Annotated in this window: 15 protein-coding genes; 11 read left to right on the top strand and 4 right to left on the bottom strand. The window is 38.2% G+C overall.

Translation table 11 applies throughout. The features are described 5' to 3' along the window. The first annotated feature begins 119 nt into the window (after positions 1-119). From ACP69Y_RS07230 to ACP69Y_RS07255, 6 genes are all read left to right on the top strand, one after another. Positions 120-437: a metalloregulator ArsR/SmtB family transcription factor gene (locus ACP69Y_RS07230; RefSeq protein ID WP_425917437.1), complete on the top strand. Its 318-nt coding sequence runs from the start codon at positions 120-122 to the stop codon at positions 435-437. Positions 438-538: 101 nt separating this feature from the next. Beyond that, positions 539-2272, top strand: a complete 1734-nt coding sequence (locus ACP69Y_RS07235) for a SulP family inorganic anion transporter (protein WP_425917439.1) — start codon at positions 539-541, stop codon at positions 2270-2272. A 313-nt stretch (positions 2273-2585) separates the two neighbouring features. Next, the gene (gene sstT, locus ACP69Y_RS07240; protein ID WP_425917441.1) at positions 2586-3779 is read left to right on the top strand and encodes a serine/threonine transporter SstT; all 1194 of its coding nucleotides are present in this window, start codon (positions 2586-2588) and stop codon (positions 3777-3779) included. A 32-nt stretch (positions 3780-3811) separates the two neighbouring features. After that, positions 3812-4486, top strand: coding sequence for a YoaK family protein (locus ACP69Y_RS07245; protein WP_425917443.1), 675 nt, complete (start codon positions 3812-3814; stop codon positions 4484-4486). 14 nt (positions 4487-4500) lie between these two features. Continuing rightward, complete coding sequence (locus ACP69Y_RS07250) at positions 4501-5037, top strand: DUF2058 domain-containing protein (RefSeq protein ID WP_425917445.1); 537 nt, start codon at positions 4501-4503, stop codon at positions 5035-5037. Positions 5038-5271: 234 nt separating this feature from the next. Beyond that, positions 5272-6543, top strand: a complete 1272-nt coding sequence (locus ACP69Y_RS07255; RefSeq protein ID WP_425917447.1) for a mechanosensitive ion channel family protein — start codon at positions 5272-5274, stop codon at positions 6541-6543. A 910-nt stretch (positions 6544-7453) separates the two neighbouring features. Here ACP69Y_RS07255 and ACP69Y_RS07260 read toward each other — a convergent pair. Both ACP69Y_RS07260 and ACP69Y_RS07265 read right to left on the bottom strand, forming a co-directional pair. Beyond that, entirely contained in the window at positions 7454-7945 is a 492-nt protein-coding gene (locus ACP69Y_RS07260; RefSeq protein ID WP_425917449.1) for a hypothetical protein, read from the bottom strand. Between the two features lie 425 nt (positions 7946-8370). Beyond that, positions 8371-8505 (bottom strand): hypothetical protein, encoded by a 135-nt coding sequence (locus ACP69Y_RS07265; protein WP_425917451.1) that lies wholly within the window; start codon positions 8503-8505, stop codon positions 8371-8373. 1049 nt (positions 8506-9554) lie between these two features. Between ACP69Y_RS07265 and ACP69Y_RS07270 the strand changes: the two genes are divergently transcribed. From ACP69Y_RS07270 to ACP69Y_RS07290, 5 genes are all read left to right on the top strand, one after another. Continuing rightward, positions 9555-11408, top strand: coding sequence for an ABC transporter ATP-binding protein (locus tag ACP69Y_RS07270; protein ID WP_425917453.1), 1854 nt, complete (start codon positions 9555-9557; stop codon positions 11406-11408). Continuing rightward, positions 11408-11857, top strand: coding sequence for a MaoC family dehydratase (locus ACP69Y_RS07275; RefSeq protein WP_425917455.1), 450 nt, complete (start codon positions 11408-11410; stop codon positions 11855-11857). The genes ACP69Y_RS07270 and ACP69Y_RS07275 overlap by 1 nt, the downstream gene beginning before the upstream one ends. A gap of 113 nt (positions 11858-11970) precedes the next feature. Beyond that, entirely contained in the window at positions 11971-12999 is a 1029-nt protein-coding gene (locus ACP69Y_RS07280; RefSeq protein ID WP_425917457.1) for a helix-turn-helix domain-containing protein, read from the top strand. A 71-nt stretch (positions 13000-13070) separates the two neighbouring features. Continuing rightward, positions 13071-13445, top strand: coding sequence for a glycine cleavage system protein GcvH (gene gcvH, locus ACP69Y_RS07285; protein ID WP_425917459.1), 375 nt, complete (start codon positions 13071-13073; stop codon positions 13443-13445). A 315-nt stretch (positions 13446-13760) separates the two neighbouring features. Next, positions 13761-14942: an MFS transporter gene (locus ACP69Y_RS07290; RefSeq protein ID WP_425917461.1), complete on the top strand. Its 1182-nt coding sequence runs from the start codon at positions 13761-13763 to the stop codon at positions 14940-14942. 101 nt (positions 14943-15043) lie between these two features. Here the strand turns inward: ACP69Y_RS07290 and ACP69Y_RS07295 are convergent, their stop codons facing one another. Continuing rightward, positions 15044-16237 carry a PilT/PilU family type 4a pilus ATPase gene (locus tag ACP69Y_RS07295; protein WP_425917463.1) on the bottom strand — a complete coding sequence of 398 codons (1194 nt, stop codon included), beginning with the start codon at positions 16235-16237 and terminating at the stop codon, positions 15044-15046. A gap of 290 nt (positions 16238-16527) precedes the next feature. Then, a complete protein-coding gene (locus ACP69Y_RS07300) occupies positions 16528-17589 on the bottom strand; it encodes a 3-deoxy-7-phosphoheptulonate synthase (protein ID WP_425917465.1) in 1062 nt (353 codons plus the stop codon). Positions 17590-17819 lie beyond the last annotated feature (230 nt).

Raw genomic sequence — 17819 nt, forward strand, 5'->3', positions numbered from 1 at the left:
AATATCTGATATTTAAGTTCATTAAAAACCATTGAAAATAGTGCTTTTTTCTCATGTATTCAATTATGCAGGCATTATACTGCGTATATTACTGATGAGTAGTATGGAAATGCTGTTATATGAACACCGAGCTTGAAATTGCTTCTATGCATGATTCTATTGATATTGTTGTCACGATATTAAAATCACTCGCCAATACAGATCGCCTACTTATTTTATGCCATCTTGCCAAACAGGAACTCAATGTTTCGCAAATTGCAGAAATGACCCAAATTAATCAGCCCACCTTATCTCAACAGCTGATGATGTTACGCAAAAGTGATGTGGTTTCGACCCGTCGTGATGGCAAACAGATTTTTTATTCTATTAAAGATGAAAAACTCATTCAGGTATTAAATACTTTATATCAACTTTACTGCCCTAAGAATCTAATTTAATCCTAAAAATATCAGTAGATTAAATAGATAAACTGATCAGATTAAGACTTCTTAGCATTTTTTATGCATAATATATCTAAAATAGTGATTTAGCTTTAGATATGTCAGATTTAAATTCTCGCTTAACGACATTATTGCCCGCTTGGCAATGGCTGCGCAAATATAACCAAGCCAAATTTAAATCAGATCTTCTTTCTGCGCTGATTGTGATTGCAATGCTGGTTCCGCAAGGGATGGCCTATGCCATGCTTGCAGGTTTACCGCCTATAATGGGCTTGTATGCCAGCATTCTGCCGATGATCATTTATGCGATGATTGGTGGTAGTCCTACCCTATCAATTGGTCCGGTCGCGATTATTTCTATGATGACCTTTGCCACTTTAAATCCGTTATTTGAAGTCGGCTCTCCAGTTTATATACAAGCCGCCTGTTTACTTGCAGTGATGGTCGGGATCATCTCATTACTGCTCGGGATTTTTAGGTTTGGTTTTCTGATTCAACTGATTAGTCATCCCGTAATTCAAAGTTTTATTATCGCTTCCGCTTTACTGATTGCTTTAGGTCAATTTAAATTTCTGGTTGATGTGCCTTTAAAAGCCAATAATATTCCTGAATTTTTGCTCAGCTTTTGGCAATACATTGGTTATAGCAATATTCAAACCTTTATTTTTGGCATCTTTGCCTTACTCTTTCTGATTTATCTACCTAAAGTTTTAAATTCTAATGCCATTAAAAGTCGTATTGGGTCGACAGCGTTTATCTCTAAAGCATTACCGTTGGTACTCGTCGTTGCTTCAATTACTGCAGTTTATTTTCTGAATTTGCAAGAAATCGGTATTAAAACTGTTGGAGAAATTCCATCAGGTTTTCCGCCTCTCAGTATGCCGTATTGGAATATGGACTTGGTCATCACTCTATTGCCGGGTGCTGCGATGATCGCCATGATTAGCTTTGTCGAATCCTTATCCATTGCACAAGCGACAGCATTACAGCAGCGCAGTCATTTAAACAGCAATCAGGAACTAGTCGCCTTAGGTTTAGCCAATTTAAGTGCTGGTCTTAGTTCTGCCTTTCCGGTCACAGGCAGTTTATCTAGAACTGTCGTGAATGCAGATTCGGGTGCCAAAACACCACTGGCAGGTGTGTTTTCATCGCTGCTGATTGTAATGGTCAGCCTATATTTCACCGGTTTTTTCCGTGATTTGCCTTTGGTTATTTTGGCAGCCACCATTATTGTTTCTATCTGGAAGCTGGTCGATTTCAAACCTTTTATTGAAACCTGGCGTTATTCAAAAGCAGATGGTATTGCGATGTGGATCACCTTTTTTGGCGTGATCTGCATAGATATCTCTACCGGTTTAATCATTGGTATTGTCTCCACCTTTATGCTTTTATTGTGGCGAATTAGTCGTCCCCATATTGCGGTGATTGGTTTGGTTGAAGGCACGCAACATTTTAGAAATGTACAACGCCGTCAGGTGCTGACCTCTTCTAAAGTGCTTTCTATGCGTATTGATGAAAACCTGACTTTTCTAAATGCCAATACTTTAAAAGGTTTTTTGATTAATGCGGTAAGTCAGCATAGGGATTTAGAACATGTGGTGATCAACTGTTCAAGTATTAGTGCGATTGACCTGAGTGCTTTAGAAATGCTGGAAGATGTAAATGCAGAATTTAAAAAAATTAATATCAAATTACATTTTTCAGAAATCAAGGGGCCAGTAATGGATAAATTACAACATTCAAAATTGTTAAAGCATTTAAGTGGTCAGATTTATCTGTCTCATTTCCAGGCCATGCAAGAACTTTCCCCTGAAGTTTTTTTAAATTCTTAAGATGTATATACCCTGCTATAAATCTGTCCAGCCGGTTCACAACAATCGACTGGATTAAATCTAAACAAGGCTTGGCAATCAAGAGAAAATTTTGAGGGAATTTCGATCTAATAAGGGAATCTTAAAGTATATCTATAACCAGAATATTTAATTTTTTTGAGTTTAAAATTATTTAAAAACAAGAATATCAACTTTAAAAATAAGTAGTTAGTTTTTATATAAAAATTAATTTTTAGCAGCAACTATTTTAGGTATAAAATGGCGAGCATATTTGTAAATTTTTTAGTCCTCGTATTTGTAACAAGGCACCTTTATGTTCACTGCTTTAATGCGTTTAAGTTTAGTCTCCCGAATTATTATCGCCATTATTTTAGGTATTGGTGTTGCTGTTTTGTTCCCTAATGTGGCTCCTTATTTAAGCCTGTTGGGTGACTTGTTTATTAAAGCGCTTAAATCTGTTGCCCCTATATTGGTTTTTGTGCTGGTTTTATCATCTATTGCTAATTTTAAAGTCGGACATAGCGCTAAAATCAAACCCATTATGGTGATGTATGGTGTTGGAATGTTCTTGGCTGCGTTAAGTGCAGTGATTGCCAGCGTTATTTTCCCAAGTACCTTGTTTCTGGATATCCCCGCAAACGCCGACTTGCAACCACCCGGTAGTCTCATTGAAATCTTAAAGAACCTTCTTTTAAGTTTTGTGGCCAACCCTGTTGTTGCAATTAGTGAAGCAAACTTTATTGGCATTTTGGCGTGGGCTGTTGCTTTGGGTGTTGCATTCCGTCATGCCAATGAAACAACGAAAGTGTTGCTCACCGATGCTGCAAATGCTGTAAATACAGTGATCCGTTTGGTGATTAATTTTGCCCCAGTCGGCATTTTTGGTCTGGTGGCCGTCACAGTTGCAGAAGCGGGATTAAGCACCTTCGAAAGCTATGCGCAATTATTAGCAGTACTGATCGGCACAATGTTCTTTGTGGCATTGGTGATTAACCCAATCATGGTGGCATTTGTGACCCGTGCGAACCCCTATCCGCTGGTTTTTAAATGTCTACGTGAAAGTGGTATTACCGCATTCTTCACTCGTAGTTCGGCTGCAAATATTCCAGTTAACCTGGATTTAGCCAAACGTTTAGGTGTGAGCGAATCTACCGCCAGTGTTGCTATTCCGCTCGGGGCTGCCATTAATATGGCGGGTGCTTCAGTGACTATTACCGTCCTTACCTTAGCCACTGTAAATACTTTAGGTATTCCGGTTGATTTCACCACCATGTTGATTTTATCTGTGCTTGCGACCATTTCAGCATGTGGCGCGTCTGGTGTTGCCGGTGGTTCTTTACTGCTTATTCCAGTGGCTTGTGGCTTATTTGGTATTAGTTCGGATATCGCCATGCAAGTGGTTGCTATTGGTATGGTCATCAGTGTGTTGCAAGATTCGACTGAAACTGCATTAAATTCTTCTACAGATGTGCTATTTACTGCTGCTGTAGATCGCGGTTTAGATTAAGATAGTCATTATTAAGAATTTTTTATGACGTTATGCCTCTTCAAACTTTACCGCTTTGGGTTCAATTAGGTGCTTTTTTTCTTGCAATGAATGCAGGAATGATTAACGTCCTCGGACTGGTGACCGTTTTGCATCAGTCCGTTTCACATATGACCGGTAATGTCAGCATGTTGGCCCTGGCTGTACTGAATTGGCAACCTGAACAGATCGTCTACTTAGGTCTGGTTGTCCTGTGTTATGTAATCGGTTCATGTTATAGCGGATTGATACTGGGAAATAGCCACTTTAGCTTAGGGCGCCGTTATGGTTTGCCTTTAAGCCTGGTGGCTTTTTTTATTTTAGTGTGCTGGTTTCTGTTGCCCTATTTCCCACGCTATGGTTTGCTTTGGGCATGTGTGGCAATGGGTGTACAAAATGCCATGTTCAGTCATTATAAAGGCACGATTATTCGAACCACCCATTTATCTGGTGTTTTGACCGATTTAGGTTTAGCGTTAGGTTATCGCTTACGTGGTTTAGATATAGATCGCAGACGGATTATTCTCCATTTAGCCATTTTATTCGGATTTTTCGTCGGTGGCCTAATTGCCAGCCTGATTTATCCTTATTTAAAATTAGATTCATTCCTTATCCCTGCGCTGTTAAGTTGGACGCTTAGCGCCGTATATTGGGTTATTTATTTTCGTTATCGACGTATTCAAGAGTAGTTTCGGAATTTATTATGGTCAAAAATGCATTACAGGCTCAATTGCTAAAAGCGGGTTTAGTCGATAATAAAAAGGCTAAAAAATTGTCTAAACAGGCAGTTCATGAACAACGTACTGGACAAAGCAACGAAGCTGAATTGAAAGCGAAAATTGCGCAAGATAAGCAGGAAAAACTCGCGAAAGATCAAGCGCTGGATTTAGAGAAAAAACGCCTGTTGCAAGGTAAAGAATTAAAAGCAGCCATTATCCAGATGATCAATCAGCACAAAATTCGCGACATCGATGGCGAAGTGTCCTATCAATTTATTGACGAGAGTAAAATCAAAAAGATTTATCTGAATCAACAAATTTATAATGCGCTGGTTTCAGGTTCATTAGTGATTGCCAAAGAAAGCGAAGCGTATGCAGTTTTGCCTAAAGCCTTGGCAGATCGCATTAATGACAAAATGAAAGGCTTTATTATTGTCAATAATTCTGAAAAGAATGAGCAAATCACGGATGAAGAAGATCCATATGCAGCTTATGTGATCCCTGATGATTTGATGTGGTAAGTTTAGCTTATCTGTAGTTTAAAAAGCGATGCCAATATCCGTGTTGGCATCCACTTCAAATCAAAAATAAGATTAAATAAAATTTCAAAAATACTCACAGCCTCATCTTAGGATTACCCTTGGGCGTTAATTCAGTTTGACTTCATGTAGGAAAAACGTTACCTACAACGATAATAAAAACATAACCCTATAAACTATAAAGAATTTTTAAATTTATATATTGAGGGTACATTTTTGGAGCATTTTGCTTTTATCTGGAACATTCAAGATTGGTCAGATCAATATCCGGGGTTAGAGATGCTAACCTCTCTAAGTATCCTAATTTTACTGGCAGTTCTCGCAAATTTTATTGCCAAGCAAGGGGTGGTTCGAGGTATTCGCAAACTCGTTTCAAAGATGAAATGGGCCAATTCGAGTGTTTTTGCTGAACATAGTGTCATCAGCCGTATTTCAAATATCGTGCCTGCGATTGTAATTATGAACGGCATAGGGACTGTTCCGCATATTTCAGAAAAAATAGTCACCTTGGTTCAAATGGGTGCACAAGCCTTTATATTCCTGACTCTGGCGCTGGCCATCAGTGAATTTTTAAGTATCTTCAACCTGATTTACCAGCGTAACCCAAAATCAAGAAATAAGCCGATTAAAGGCTATTTACAGTTGGTTAAGCTGATTATCTTTATTGTCTGTGGCTTGATGATTTTAGGGACATTTCTGAAAAAAGATGTCTTTACCTTGCTCGCAGGCTTTGGTGCCATGGCTGCAGTCCTGATGCTGGTTTTCCAAAATACCATTCTATCTTTAGTCGCTTCAGTGCAGATTTCATCTTATGACATGGTACGTATTGGTGACTGGATTGAAATGCCGACCTTAAATGCGGATGGTGATGTCATTGATATGTCATTACATACTATTACCGTGCAAAACTTTGATAAGACTTTTACCACCATTCCGACCAACAAACTGGTGACTGATACCTTTAAAAACTGGCGTGGCATGGCCTCTGCCGGTGTGCGCCGCATCAAACGATCAATTTATATTGATCAAAGTAGCGTGCATTTTATGAATCAGGGTGAACAACAAAAGCTCAAAGAATTTTTATTACTCGATCAATACTTAAATACCAAACATAATGAACTGGAAAGCTTTAATCAACAACTGTCCAATCAGGCTTCCTATAATCAGCGTCGTTTGACCAATTTAGGGACATTCCGTGCCTATATCGATTTTTATTTAAAACAGCATCCGGGCATTGCGCAAAATCAATCTTTAATTATTCGCCAATTACAACCGACCAGTGAAGGTTTACCACTGGAGATTTATGCTTTCACAAATACCACGGTATGGAAAGATTATGAGGCGATACAATCGGATATCTTTGATCATCTGATTGCGATTATTCCAGAGTTTGGTTTGAAAGTTTATCAAGCTCCTTCTGGTGCTGATTTTAAGCAATTCGCGGCTGTTTCGGTGGCGGTGGCAGAAACAAATCATCCATCAGTTTAAGCTTTAAAATAATATGAATTATATTTTTATAAGCGTTAATAAAGTGTAATTACTTTAAATGACGAACTTATTATGATTTTAAAAAACCCTCAATTGAGGGTTTTTTATATGGTTTCTACTTTTCTAGTTTATTATTTTAAATGGATAAGGTTTTAAATACCTGAATACAAGATTCTAAGAATTTTTTTTATATCTATTACCTGAATCGATTTTCAGGTTTTTACTGAGGTTGCTTCAGTAGATTTGAGTATTGAAGATGTTGGTTGGGTTGATCAAGCTGTGGATTGGGCGGAGTGTATACTTTCTCTTCGTTAGGCCGTTGAGGAAACTCAATATGTAGGTTCGGTTGATCTGGTTGCGGATCTTGTGGTTGGTTATTCATGTTTAATTCCCTCTTTTAGATTGTGAATTTATATTGCCTTAATTATATATCGCCTAAATTAAGACACTATCAATTTACTCTTTCTTTTGCTTTTTCTTATTCTAAATCTGTGTCAATTTCCTTCATTGTAAACCATCATAACTGTATATGATTGATTCCCAATTGAACATCTAAAATCAAGCTCACAATTTTTACCTAAACTCACCTGTCTTTAATATTGAGCACACTATTAAAAATCACTTTACCTATATTTATTTCAGTATTATTTAATAATGAGACTCTAAATTTAATATTTTTTAAGATGAGAACGAGTAAATAACTACTGTACAAATGAGGAATACGGATTTTTAAAAACTCATTCATTAATATGATCACGCAGAGCTTGTAGAAAATAGCCATCACTTGGAGCTATAAAAATATGAGGAAAAAATATAATTCCACTTATCTAATGAATACTGGATCAAAAAAACCAACCCTTTTAAAATTAAAAAGATTGGTTTAAATGTTCTTGAGATTATGGAGTAGCTGTTAGGGACGTAAACGATTCCATGCATCACGTGAGGCATGTTTAGCCTCATCCCAAGACAGGCGGGATTCTGCTTTTGATTGTTCCCATTTAGAACGAAGATCTGGTTCTACATCTTCAAACCTTTTGGACGAATCATACGTAGATGAATCCTCATAACCTACCCGATAGGCATGCCGATAATCGCGATCATAGTCCAAATCCGGATAAGTATTTTGTGTGGACTGATAATAGGGTTGATGCGCACTGTTTTCACGCCAATAGGTATCTTCAACAGTGGGATCTATCGCTTCACCTGCTGCACTGCCGGCTACACCCCCCACTATCGCACCAACTGCCCCACCGACTATAGCTCCGATTGGGCCACCCGCACTACCGATTGCGGCACCTGCTGCTGCTGCACCTGCAGCACCTACACCTGTTCCCACTGGGTGTGGATCTCGCTCATCATTATTTGGATTGTTTTTAATACGATCCTCATCAGAATTTGCCATCTTTTTTCTCCTTATAACAATATTGTGTTTAGAGAAATTGGCTGGTTCTAGCCAGTTTCACTTATAAAGGTTCATCTTCATAAAACGTCTAATTTGAATATCTTGCTCTCGATTATCTTTAGCATGACCGTACGGCTCTATGCGCTTGAGCTTATCTTGTGCATAGGACTAAGCAGTGTATTACTTTGCTCATTCTTTAAATTTCCCATGTTTTCATCTTTATTTCTTTCATATAGGGAATAAAGAATAACCGCGATGATTACGGCGACTATGACAGCGACTATGATTTTTACATCTTTTGAGTTCATATTATTTTTCCCTTTTGATGATGAATAGAAATAATGAAACTATAAATCTGGTAAAACTTTGAACACAGAGAAAACCATGAATAACAATTAATATTCAGGGGGCAAAAAATCAAAGTTTTATTTCTGTTGTTTATGTGGATGTTCTTGTTGGTGGTCATTTTGTTGATTAGGTTGCTTTTGCGGATTTTGTTGTTGCTGCTGTTGGTTTGGTTGTTTTTTTGGATTTTGTTTAGCTGGTTCTCGAGTAGTCATTTTTATTTATCTCCTACAGTAGTTTGGTATATACCGCCCTAATTATGACTTTATTCACTCTACTCTTTATATTTCATTCACCAAGTGTCCATCTGTTTCAATTTCCTTCAATGTAAGTTTGATAAATCTATATACTTGATTCACAATCAAAACTTAAAGCTTTTATTAACATTTATTACTAAAAGCATCACAATATTTAAGCAATACCGCACAGAATAAAGCAATATTACACAATGAGTTGATTCGCTTAATGCGAAGAAATTTAAATTTTAAATTATTGGTTTTTATATTATTGATAACTTTATATTTAAAAATACAGCCTAAAGATAAAAACTACCGTTCATTCTCTAATTAAAAACTAGAATTTTTATACAGCTTTATTTATGGCGCTAAGTATCCAGATGAGTGATGCATTTTTGAAAAAGCGACCGGGCTGCAAAAGTGCGTACTTGATGGTAGCAGATTGAATAATTTCAACAGCTAATTTTAGTTCAATATACTTTTACAGTACCCTATGACCTGATGAATCCCTATAATTTAATTTCATGATAGACTTCTGATAAATAGCAGTTTTTTTGACTAAATTAAGTGAATTGATTTTGGATTCAGGTTATATATGACCTCCATTATTAGGGCAGAGATCCATTACTTGATAAAGTTCATATTTTTTTCATGTAGATCACCATAGTGAATACTTAGTTTATTTCGATTTCACGTTTTTTAAACCAATTTTCTGTTTTGTGTCATATGCTAAATATTTTGACTCTTTTTATAATCTATTAGTCTTTAGAATATGTTGAATTCAAGTACAGTATCTTAAAATACTGTCTATAGGCTTCCGGGCTTTTACTATACCCATGAACTTTCTGCCTTAACCGTTTTACCGAGTATGGCGTAATCCAAGGCCTAAACATAATTAAGTCCTAATATATAGATACTTGTTTGCAGCTATTTAAAAGAGCCTTAAGCGTTAATATAGAATATTGTTTATACTGTAACAATTGCATAATACTGATATTGAATCGTTTGAATAAAATGGAGCGTAACCCATGTTGCAGTGGTTTGAAAAACTGGTCGATCCTTACCCATCCAAAGGTTTAAACGAACCACTTCCAACACGCTTCTTTCCTTTTGTATGGCAAGCTGCAACGGGTGTTCGCCGATATTTGCTGTTACTTGTGTTATGTACTGCAGGCGCGGCAAGTTTTGAAGCGGTACTGTATGCAAAAATTGGCGATTTGGTCAATTGGTTAAGCAAGAGCCAACCTGAAACATTTTTAGCAGAACATACGCAAAATTTGACCATTTTGACCTGTATTTTGCTGGCCAATATTTTATTCGCCAGCATGCAATCCATTATCAAGCATCAAATTTTATACAGCACCTTCCCGATGCGCCTGCGTTGGCGCTTTCACAACCTACTTTTATTGCAAAGTCTGGATTTTTTCCACAATGATTTTGCCGGCCGTTTATCTGCCAAAGTTATGCAAACTTCGCTTGCAGTACGTGAGTTCTGGGTAATTTTGGGTGACATGCTGGCATACGTGCTGATTTATTTTATCACCATCAGTTTTGTTCTGGGCGCTATTTCCCCTCTGCTGATTTTGCCACTCATGCTGTGGCTGGTACTATTTATTACGGCTGCCTGCTATTTTATTCCCCGTTTAAGCCAAATTTCCAATAAACAGGCCGATGCACGTGCCGTAATGACCGGTCGTGTGACGGATGCCTATACCAATATTCAAACCGTGAAACTGTTTGCCCATGCGGGACGTGAAAGTCAGTATGCCAAAGAATCCATGCAAGGTTTCATGATCACGGTGTATAAGCAAATGCGCTTAGGGGTGCAGTATGAAATCAGCATTAATTTACTCAGTGTGGTTTTATATGTAGGCGTGTTAGGAACCGCAATTTGGCTCTGGATCAATGGGCAAGCTGAACTGGGCATTATTGCTGCAACCACTGCCATGATATTAAAACTCAACAGCATTGCTGAATTTATGATGTGGCAATCTTCCGCTTTATTTGAAAATGTCGGCACGATTCAGGATGGCATGAAAACCATGGGGCGTCCGATTAGCATTCAAGACAAGAAAGATGCCAAGCCCTTACAAGTACAACAGGGTGAAATCAAATTTGAAGATGTCAGCTTTGCCTATAACAATAAAAATGTGATCGATCATTTAAATTTAACCATCAAACCCGGTGAAAAAATCGGCATCGTGGGTCGTTCAGGTGCAGGTAAATCCACCCTGATTCAATTGTTATTGCATTTTTATCATCTTAACCAAGGTCGCATTTCGATTGACGGTCAAAACATTGAAGATGTGACTCAGGATAGTTTGCGTAAAAGTATTGCTTTGGTGACTCAAGACACTTCCTTATTGCACCGCACTGTGGCTGAAAATATTAAATATGGTCGCCCCCATGCAAGTGATGAAGAAATGTTTGAAGCCGTCCGTAAAGCCAAAGCCGAAGATTTCATTCCTCAACTTACCGACTTAAGGGGTAAATCTGGCTACGAAGCCTATGTCGGTGAACGTGGTGTCAAACTCTCTGGTGGACAACGTCAACGCGTTGCGATTGCACGGGTATTTTTAAAAGATGCACCAATCTTGATTTTAGACGAAGCGACCAGTGCTTTAGACTCCGAAGTTGAAGCCGCAATCCAATCCAGTCTGGATGATTTAATGGAGGGTAAAACCGTTATCGCCATTGCCCATCGCCTATCGACCATTGCACAAATGGACCGTTTGATTGTACTGGATGAAGGCAAAATAGCTGAACAGGGTACGCATGATGAACTGGTCGCGCTGAATGGCATTTATGCGCATTTGTGGCAAAGACAAACCGGTAGTTTTTTGATAAAGCAACAAGCATTGAAGAAAAAGGAATCGCATTAATGCTGTATTTAGAAGATATAAAAATCGGGGATCGTTTCATTAGTCGTGAATATGAAATGACTTTGGAAGAAATTAAACAGTTTGCGCATGCGTATGATCCGCAAGTTTTTCATACCGATGAAGATCAAGCTAACGAGCATCCTATTTTTCAGGGTATTGCAGCCAGTGGTTGGCATACCTGTGCCGTGACCATGCGTTTATGGACAGAATGTTTTCCGGTCGCTTATGGTCTGATTGGTTCGGAATCCAACCTGCGTTGGCCACGACCGACCCGTCCTGGCGATAAAGTTCATGTTGAGGTTGAAATTGTTGCGATTACGCCATCAAAAACCAAAACTGACCGCGCTATAGTGAGCTATGTGACGCAAGCATTGAATCAGAATCATGAGGTGCTGCTTATCTCTACAACAAAAATTGTGGTCTTTAAAAAGGAATTTAAACTTTTTTAAATTAATGATGTTGAATAAGTTGTCGAACAATTTTAATAGGTTGCTGTTTCTTTTCATGCCAATATGAAAAACCAACAAATAGAAAAAAATGACTTAAGTGCAATGGATAGCGCATGAAAACGATTTCTCCAAGACAAGATCAGGGAATACCCGGGGTTTACGGTCTGCTCCTGTTAGATGTGGTGTCACGTTGGGGCTACAATGCAGAAGCATTGTTTACCCCTTTTCATTTAAGCAGTGAACAACTGGCAGAGCCAAATTTTCGCATTCCGACCCCTGTCGCAAATGAACTGGTGAAACACGCGTTAGGTCTAACCGGTGAACCGACGCTGGGTTTTCATTTGGGTACCCAGATGCGAATCTCTATTCATGGTTTTATTGGCTATGCCATTATGACGGCACATGATATCAGCGATGCCTTGGTCTTGGCCAACCGCTTTATTCAGCTCCGTTTACCATTTTTACAGCTTTACTTCTCAACCTTTGGCGAGAAGGCAACGCTGCAATTGCAATGTGATTTTGACCTTGAGCCTTTAAGAACTGAAATTACGATTGCATTGACCTTTGGCATTATCACCATGGCAAAAGCCTTAACGGGCTGTAATGATTTATCGGGCGAGATTGATTTTGATTTCCCGAAACCAGCCGGTTTTGAGCGTTATATGGCAAAATTTCCATCGCATAATTTCCGTTTTGAACAACCCCATTTACTCTCAAGTTTTGATAAAAAATACCTGAATTTTAAAATGGTTAATGCCGACCCGATTGCCAGTCAGATTGCGATTAACCAATGTGAAGCTGAACTCTCGGCATTAGGTGAACGCCGTCGTTTGGCCATGCGGGTGCGTGATATTTTGACCAATTCAGAACAGCATTATTTAAGCATCGAACATGTCGCAGATCGACTGCATATGTCTGATCGGACTTTAAAACGCCAATTGGCTGCCGAAGGTACGTCATTTTCAACTATCGTGGATGAAGTGCGTTATCGTCATGCAACATCGCTGCTTTCCCGAACAGATTACACCCTAGAGCTGATTGCAGATGAACTTGGCTATAGTGATGTGGCCAATTTTAGCCGGGCATTTAAACGCTGGAGTGGCCGTAGTCCAAGCAATTGGCGTAAAGATCCTTACTTATAAACTTTTGTTTTTATCAAAAAACATGTATAAAACATGGCAAAAATGATTTGAATATTTTAAAGGAGTCATCAATGAATCACCCTTCAGAACTAAAGTACGCCAGTACTCACGAATGGGTCAAAATTGAAGGTGATCTGGTTATTACCGGTATTTCCGACCATGCACAGGATGCTTTAGGGGATTTAGTCTATGTGGAAGCACCAGAAGTAGGCCAGCAAATTACTGCCGGTGAACAAGCAGGTGTGGTGGAGTCGGTTAAAACAGCTTCTGATATTCATGCCCCTGTTTCAGGCGAAGTGATTGAAGTAAATCCTGACCTTGAAGATGATCCGGACTTTGTGAATGATGATCCATATGGCAAGGGCTGGATTTATAAAATTAAGCCAAACAATATGGCGGATGTCGAAAAGTTACTTTCAAGTCGTGAATATGAAGCAGGATTATAATCCTGTTTACATCACTAAAAAAATCAGTCTTTAAGGCTGATTTTTTTATTTCAGGTCATTTTAAATTATTGGGAAAAACAACATCTAAAATCACAATATGAGATTAATGCTAGATAAAACCACATGATTAAATTAATTTATGCACTTTATTATTAACAACACTATACTTTTTAACACTGATCCTCTAAAATGAATATAATCTAACGATGATCTGACTTATCCTTAATCATTATAAAAACCGTTCTCCTAGTTCACAAAAATAATTACCTCGATAAGCCTGATGAATCGTCTATCTCTTATGGATCTAGGTAAATTATGTCTCCTGTCAATACACAACAGTTATGGAATAAGTCCTTTATTCTATGTCTTGCCAATAATCTGTTTTTGTTTGTGTTTTATTTTGCCCAAACCACAATTTTACCTATTTATATTTTAAATGAGTTACATGGCACCTTAGCGCAAGCGGGTTTAGCCATGACGCTATTTATGGCATCCTCAATTGCGGTTCGTCCCTTTAGTGGTTTAATTATTGAAAAATTTGGTCGTAAAAAAACCTTATATGTTTCTGAAGCCTTATTTTGCTTGTTTTCTTTTGCTTATTTATTTGCTGACAATTTGAGCTTTCTTTTAGTTATTCGATTTTTGCATGGAATTTGGTTCAGCATTTTAACCACGGTGACGGTACCGATTGCCAATGATTTTATTCCCGCCCAGCGTAAAGGCGAAGGCATGGGGTATTTTGTCATGTCTATTAATTTGGGTATTGTACTTGGCCCTTTGCTCGGCTTGACCTTAATTCAGCCCCTGTCTTACACCATGGTCGCAGGAATTCTAGCTGCCATTATCTGTATAGGTTTTATTTTTTGTTTTATGATTCCTATTCAGACAGAAGCCAAACCAGTAATAACGAAAGGTAAACAGCGTTTATCTACGCAAGATTTTGTAGAGAAGAAAGCTTTGCCCGTGTCAATTATGGCCATGATTATTTCTTTTTCTTATGCCAGTATCATGTCGTTCATTTCGACTTTTGCAGAATCAAAAAATTTGCTTCCCTATGCCAGTTTATTCTTTGTAGTCTTTGCCATTTCAATGATGAGCTTGCGACCAATCACTGGGAAAATTTATGATCGTAAAGGCCCCAATTATGTGATTTATCCTGCTATTGCCTTATTTTCCATTGGGCTGATTGTTTTAAGCCAAATCAATACAGTGACTGGATTGATGCTTGCTGCAGTATTTGTGGGTATGGGCTTTGGTTCGGCTCAACCCTGCTTGCAAACCATTTCCATTCAGCGCTCACCCAAAGATCGAATTGGGCATGCAACCTCAACCTTCTTTACCTGTTATGACATCGGAATTGCGATTGGTTCGATCTTGCTCGGTGTGGTGATTGCGCATCAAGGTTACAGTTTTGCTTATCTCCTCTGTGCATTGATCACTGCATTAAGCTTGATTTTTTATAAACTATTTGTAGATCGTAAACATACCGCAGTCTAAAAACGTCTATCTAGATTGGTCCAAAAGAAATAAGCATCCTCCTAAAATGGGATAATGCTTATTTTTATCGTATCGCTGGACATTACTTGCCCATTACTCAACTAGGCTTGGTTCTCTTCCTTGCTTTCACTTTCTTCTGCATTACTTTCTTGCACCATGCTAAATGATGTTGCTGTACTAGGCACAGACTGATCATCTCTAGGACTTTTTAATTTGATTTGTAAACGTAATTCATTCATGGAATCGGCATTACGTAAGGATTCCTCATAACTAATTGCACCTTGATTATACAAATCAAATAAAGCCTGATCGAAAGTTTGCATGCCGAGTTCACGGGATTTCTTCATGATTTCTTTGAGTTCATGCAATTGACCTTTAAGAATATTATCCGCAATTAAAGGAGTATTCAGTAAAATTTCAATAGCCGCACGACGTCCACGTCCATCTTGAGTACGAACTAAACGCTGTGAAATAATCGCTTTCATGTTGGAAGACAAATCCATCAGTAATTGATTTTTTCGTTCTTCAGGGAAAAAGTTAATAATCCGGTCAAGGGCCTGATTGGCATTATTCGCGTGTAGCGTTCCTAAACATAAATGCCCGGTTTCCGCAAAAGCAATCGCGTGTTCCATGGTTTCAGTATCACGGATTTCACCAATTAAAATAACATCCGGTGCCTGACGTAAAGTATTTTTCAAAGCATTGTGCCATGAGTGACTATCTACCCCAACTTCACGGTGAGTAATCATCGATTTTTTATGTTTATGTACAAATTCTACCGGGTCTTCAACCGTAATAATATGCCCCGCTGAATTTTCATTGCGATGATCAATCATGGCTGCTAAAGAGGTCGACTTCCCCGAACCGGTTGCTCCAACCACTAAAATCAAGCCACGTTTTGCCATCATCACATCTTTGAGCGATTCAGGTAATTTTAACTGGGCAAAATTTGGAATTTCCGCAGTAATGGTACGAATCACCATACCGACTTGTAACTGTTGTTGAAATACATTAATACGAAAACGCGAAACATCGGGAACGCTAATAGCAAAGTTACATTCGAGTTCTTTTTCAAATTCCTGTCGCTGCTTTTCATTCATTAAACTATAGGCAAACAATTTAGTTTTATCCGCCGTTAGCGCTTGTTGTCCAATCGGTTTCATCATACCTTGATGTTTAATACTCGGCGGAAAATCTGCTGAAATAAACAAGTCTGAGCCACCATATTCCACGACTTTGGTGAGCATATGAAATATTATTTTACGCGCTTCTTCCAATAATTCCGCACTATACATATTTGTTCCCATTTAAAATTATTTCAAGTACCAAGCAACACATAGAGTGAATTGTATTTATTAACCAAATTAGTTATTACTTAGTATCAATTTTTATTATTCTGCCTAAAGAAATCTTACGACTCAAATCTGTTAATTCTAATCAGTTAAAGGAATTGATAAAAAATGTATAAAGCATCAACAAAGTATTGTTCTAAATTTAAACAGATAACACCAAGGTGCTTATGAGTAACAATGCAGCCCCGATTAACGGGGCTGCATCAGAAAATAAGCCTGTTGGTTCAGAAATATTAAGCACTACGTTTTAATTGAGAAATACGGAGTGAATCTGCAACTTCTAATAAAAGTTGCTGGGTTTTATCCCACCCTAAACAACCATCAGTGACAGATTGACCATAGGTCATATCACATGAAATCTTTTGCTGACCGTCCGCCAAATGACTTTCTAACATCACGCCACGAACATGGGTATGAACACGTTCATCTACAATGGTACGTAAAACTTCAGATTGCAATAAGGGATTTTTGTGGCTGTTACCATGACTGCAATCAATCACCAAAGCAGGCAATTCCCCTTTGGTTTTTTCTTTAATTTTTTCAATTTCAGCCAATGCGTAGTTAGGACCCGAATTTGCACCACGTAAAATCAAATGGGCTTTTCGATTACCTTTAGACTCTAAAATACACGGTAAGCCAGATTGACTCATGCCTAAAAATTGATGGGGATGCGATGCAGATTGAATGGCATCAAGTGCAATTTGAATAGAGCCATCTGTACCATTTTTGAAACCAATGCTGTACGGCATATGACTTGAAATTTCACGGTGAATTTGTGATTCGCTGGTACGTGCACCAATTGCACCCCAAGCCAGTAAATCATCGAAATATGCAGTCGCCATCGGGCTTAAAATTTCAGAAGCAATGGGTAAGCCCATTTCTATAATTTGTAAGTATAACTCACGTGATTTTTCTAGGCCCAATTGCATATTCGATGAACCATCTAAATTTGGGTCATACAGGAAACCTTTCCAGCCAATGGTGGTGCGTGGTTTTTCAATGTATGCACGCATAACCAGGAAAATTTGATCAGCGACTTGGCTTTGTAATTGTTGTAGTTTTTCAGCATATTCCAGTGCAGAAATGGGATCATGAATTGAACATGGGCCTGTTACCACCATTAAACGATGATCTTTGCCATCTAAAATATTTTGAATGGTTTGACGCTGCTCGGCAATTTGCTGAGCCAATTTGGCAGATAAAGGCAATTGTGCCTTCAATTGATGAGGCAAACTTAAAATAGTTTCTTTTGCAGTTGTTTGATTTTGTTGTAAAGCAGTATTTAAAGCATTCATTGGTCTTTCCTGGGGACTTTTTTCAGTCCAATCTTTTATTTGAGCGTTATGGGTCTAATGGATTGCGAGGCAAGCGTCATCATTTGACTAAAGTAAAACCAATAAGAATTGCTAAAATATGAATAATTTAATGTTTTCATGAGGTAACTCCAAAAAGTATAAGAAAAATAAAGCATAAAAAAACCTGATCAGGGTTGCCGATCAGGTATTAACTTGGTGGGCAACCATTT

Origin of the sequence: Acinetobacter sp. TSRC1-2, from assembly GCF_049895885.1 — a bacterium.
GTDB lineage: Bacteria > Pseudomonadota > Gammaproteobacteria > Pseudomonadales > Moraxellaceae > Acinetobacter.

Bases quoted from the DNA above. Each gene is read 5' to 3' on its own strand.
- ACP69Y_RS07230 (WP_425917437.1), top strand. From the start codon at position 120: ATGAACACCGAGCTTGAAATTGCTTCTATGCATGATTCTATTGATATT.
- ACP69Y_RS07235 (WP_425917439.1), top strand. From the start codon at position 539: ATGTCAGATTTAAATTCTCGCTTAACGACATTATTGCCCGCTTGGCAA.
- sstT (WP_425917441.1), top strand. From the start codon at position 2,586: ATGTTCACTGCTTTAATGCGTTTAAGTTTAGTCTCCCGAATTATTATC.
- ACP69Y_RS07245 (WP_425917443.1), top strand. From the start codon at position 3,812: ATGCCTCTTCAAACTTTACCGCTTTGGGTTCAATTAGGTGCTTTTTTT.
- ACP69Y_RS07250 (WP_425917445.1), top strand. From the start codon at position 4,501: ATGGTCAAAAATGCATTACAGGCTCAATTGCTAAAAGCGGGTTTAGTC.
- ACP69Y_RS07260 (WP_425917449.1), bottom strand. From the start codon at position 7,945: ATGGCAAATTCTGATGAGGATCGTATTAAAAACAATCCAAATAATGAT.
- ACP69Y_RS07265 (WP_425917451.1), bottom strand. From the start codon at position 8,505: ATGACTACTCGAGAACCAGCTAAACAAAATCCAAAAAAACAACCAAAC.
- ACP69Y_RS07270 (WP_425917453.1), top strand. From the start codon at position 9,555: ATGTTGCAGTGGTTTGAAAAACTGGTCGATCCTTACCCATCCAAAGGT.
- ACP69Y_RS07275 (WP_425917455.1), top strand. From the start codon at position 11,408: ATGCTGTATTTAGAAGATATAAAAATCGGGGATCGTTTCATTAGTCGT.
- ACP69Y_RS07280 (WP_425917457.1), top strand. From the start codon at position 11,971: ATGAAAACGATTTCTCCAAGACAAGATCAGGGAATACCCGGGGTTTAC.
- gcvH (WP_425917459.1), top strand. From the start codon at position 13,071: ATGAATCACCCTTCAGAACTAAAGTACGCCAGTACTCACGAATGGGTC.
- ACP69Y_RS07290 (WP_425917461.1), top strand. From the start codon at position 13,761: ATGTCTCCTGTCAATACACAACAGTTATGGAATAAGTCCTTTATTCTA.
- ACP69Y_RS07295 (WP_425917463.1), bottom strand. From the start codon at position 16,237: ATGTATAGTGCGGAATTATTGGAAGAAGCGCGTAAAATAATATTTCAT.
- ACP69Y_RS07300 (WP_425917465.1), bottom strand. From the start codon at position 17,589: ATGAATGCTTTAAATACTGCTTTACAACAAAATCAAACAACTGCAAAA.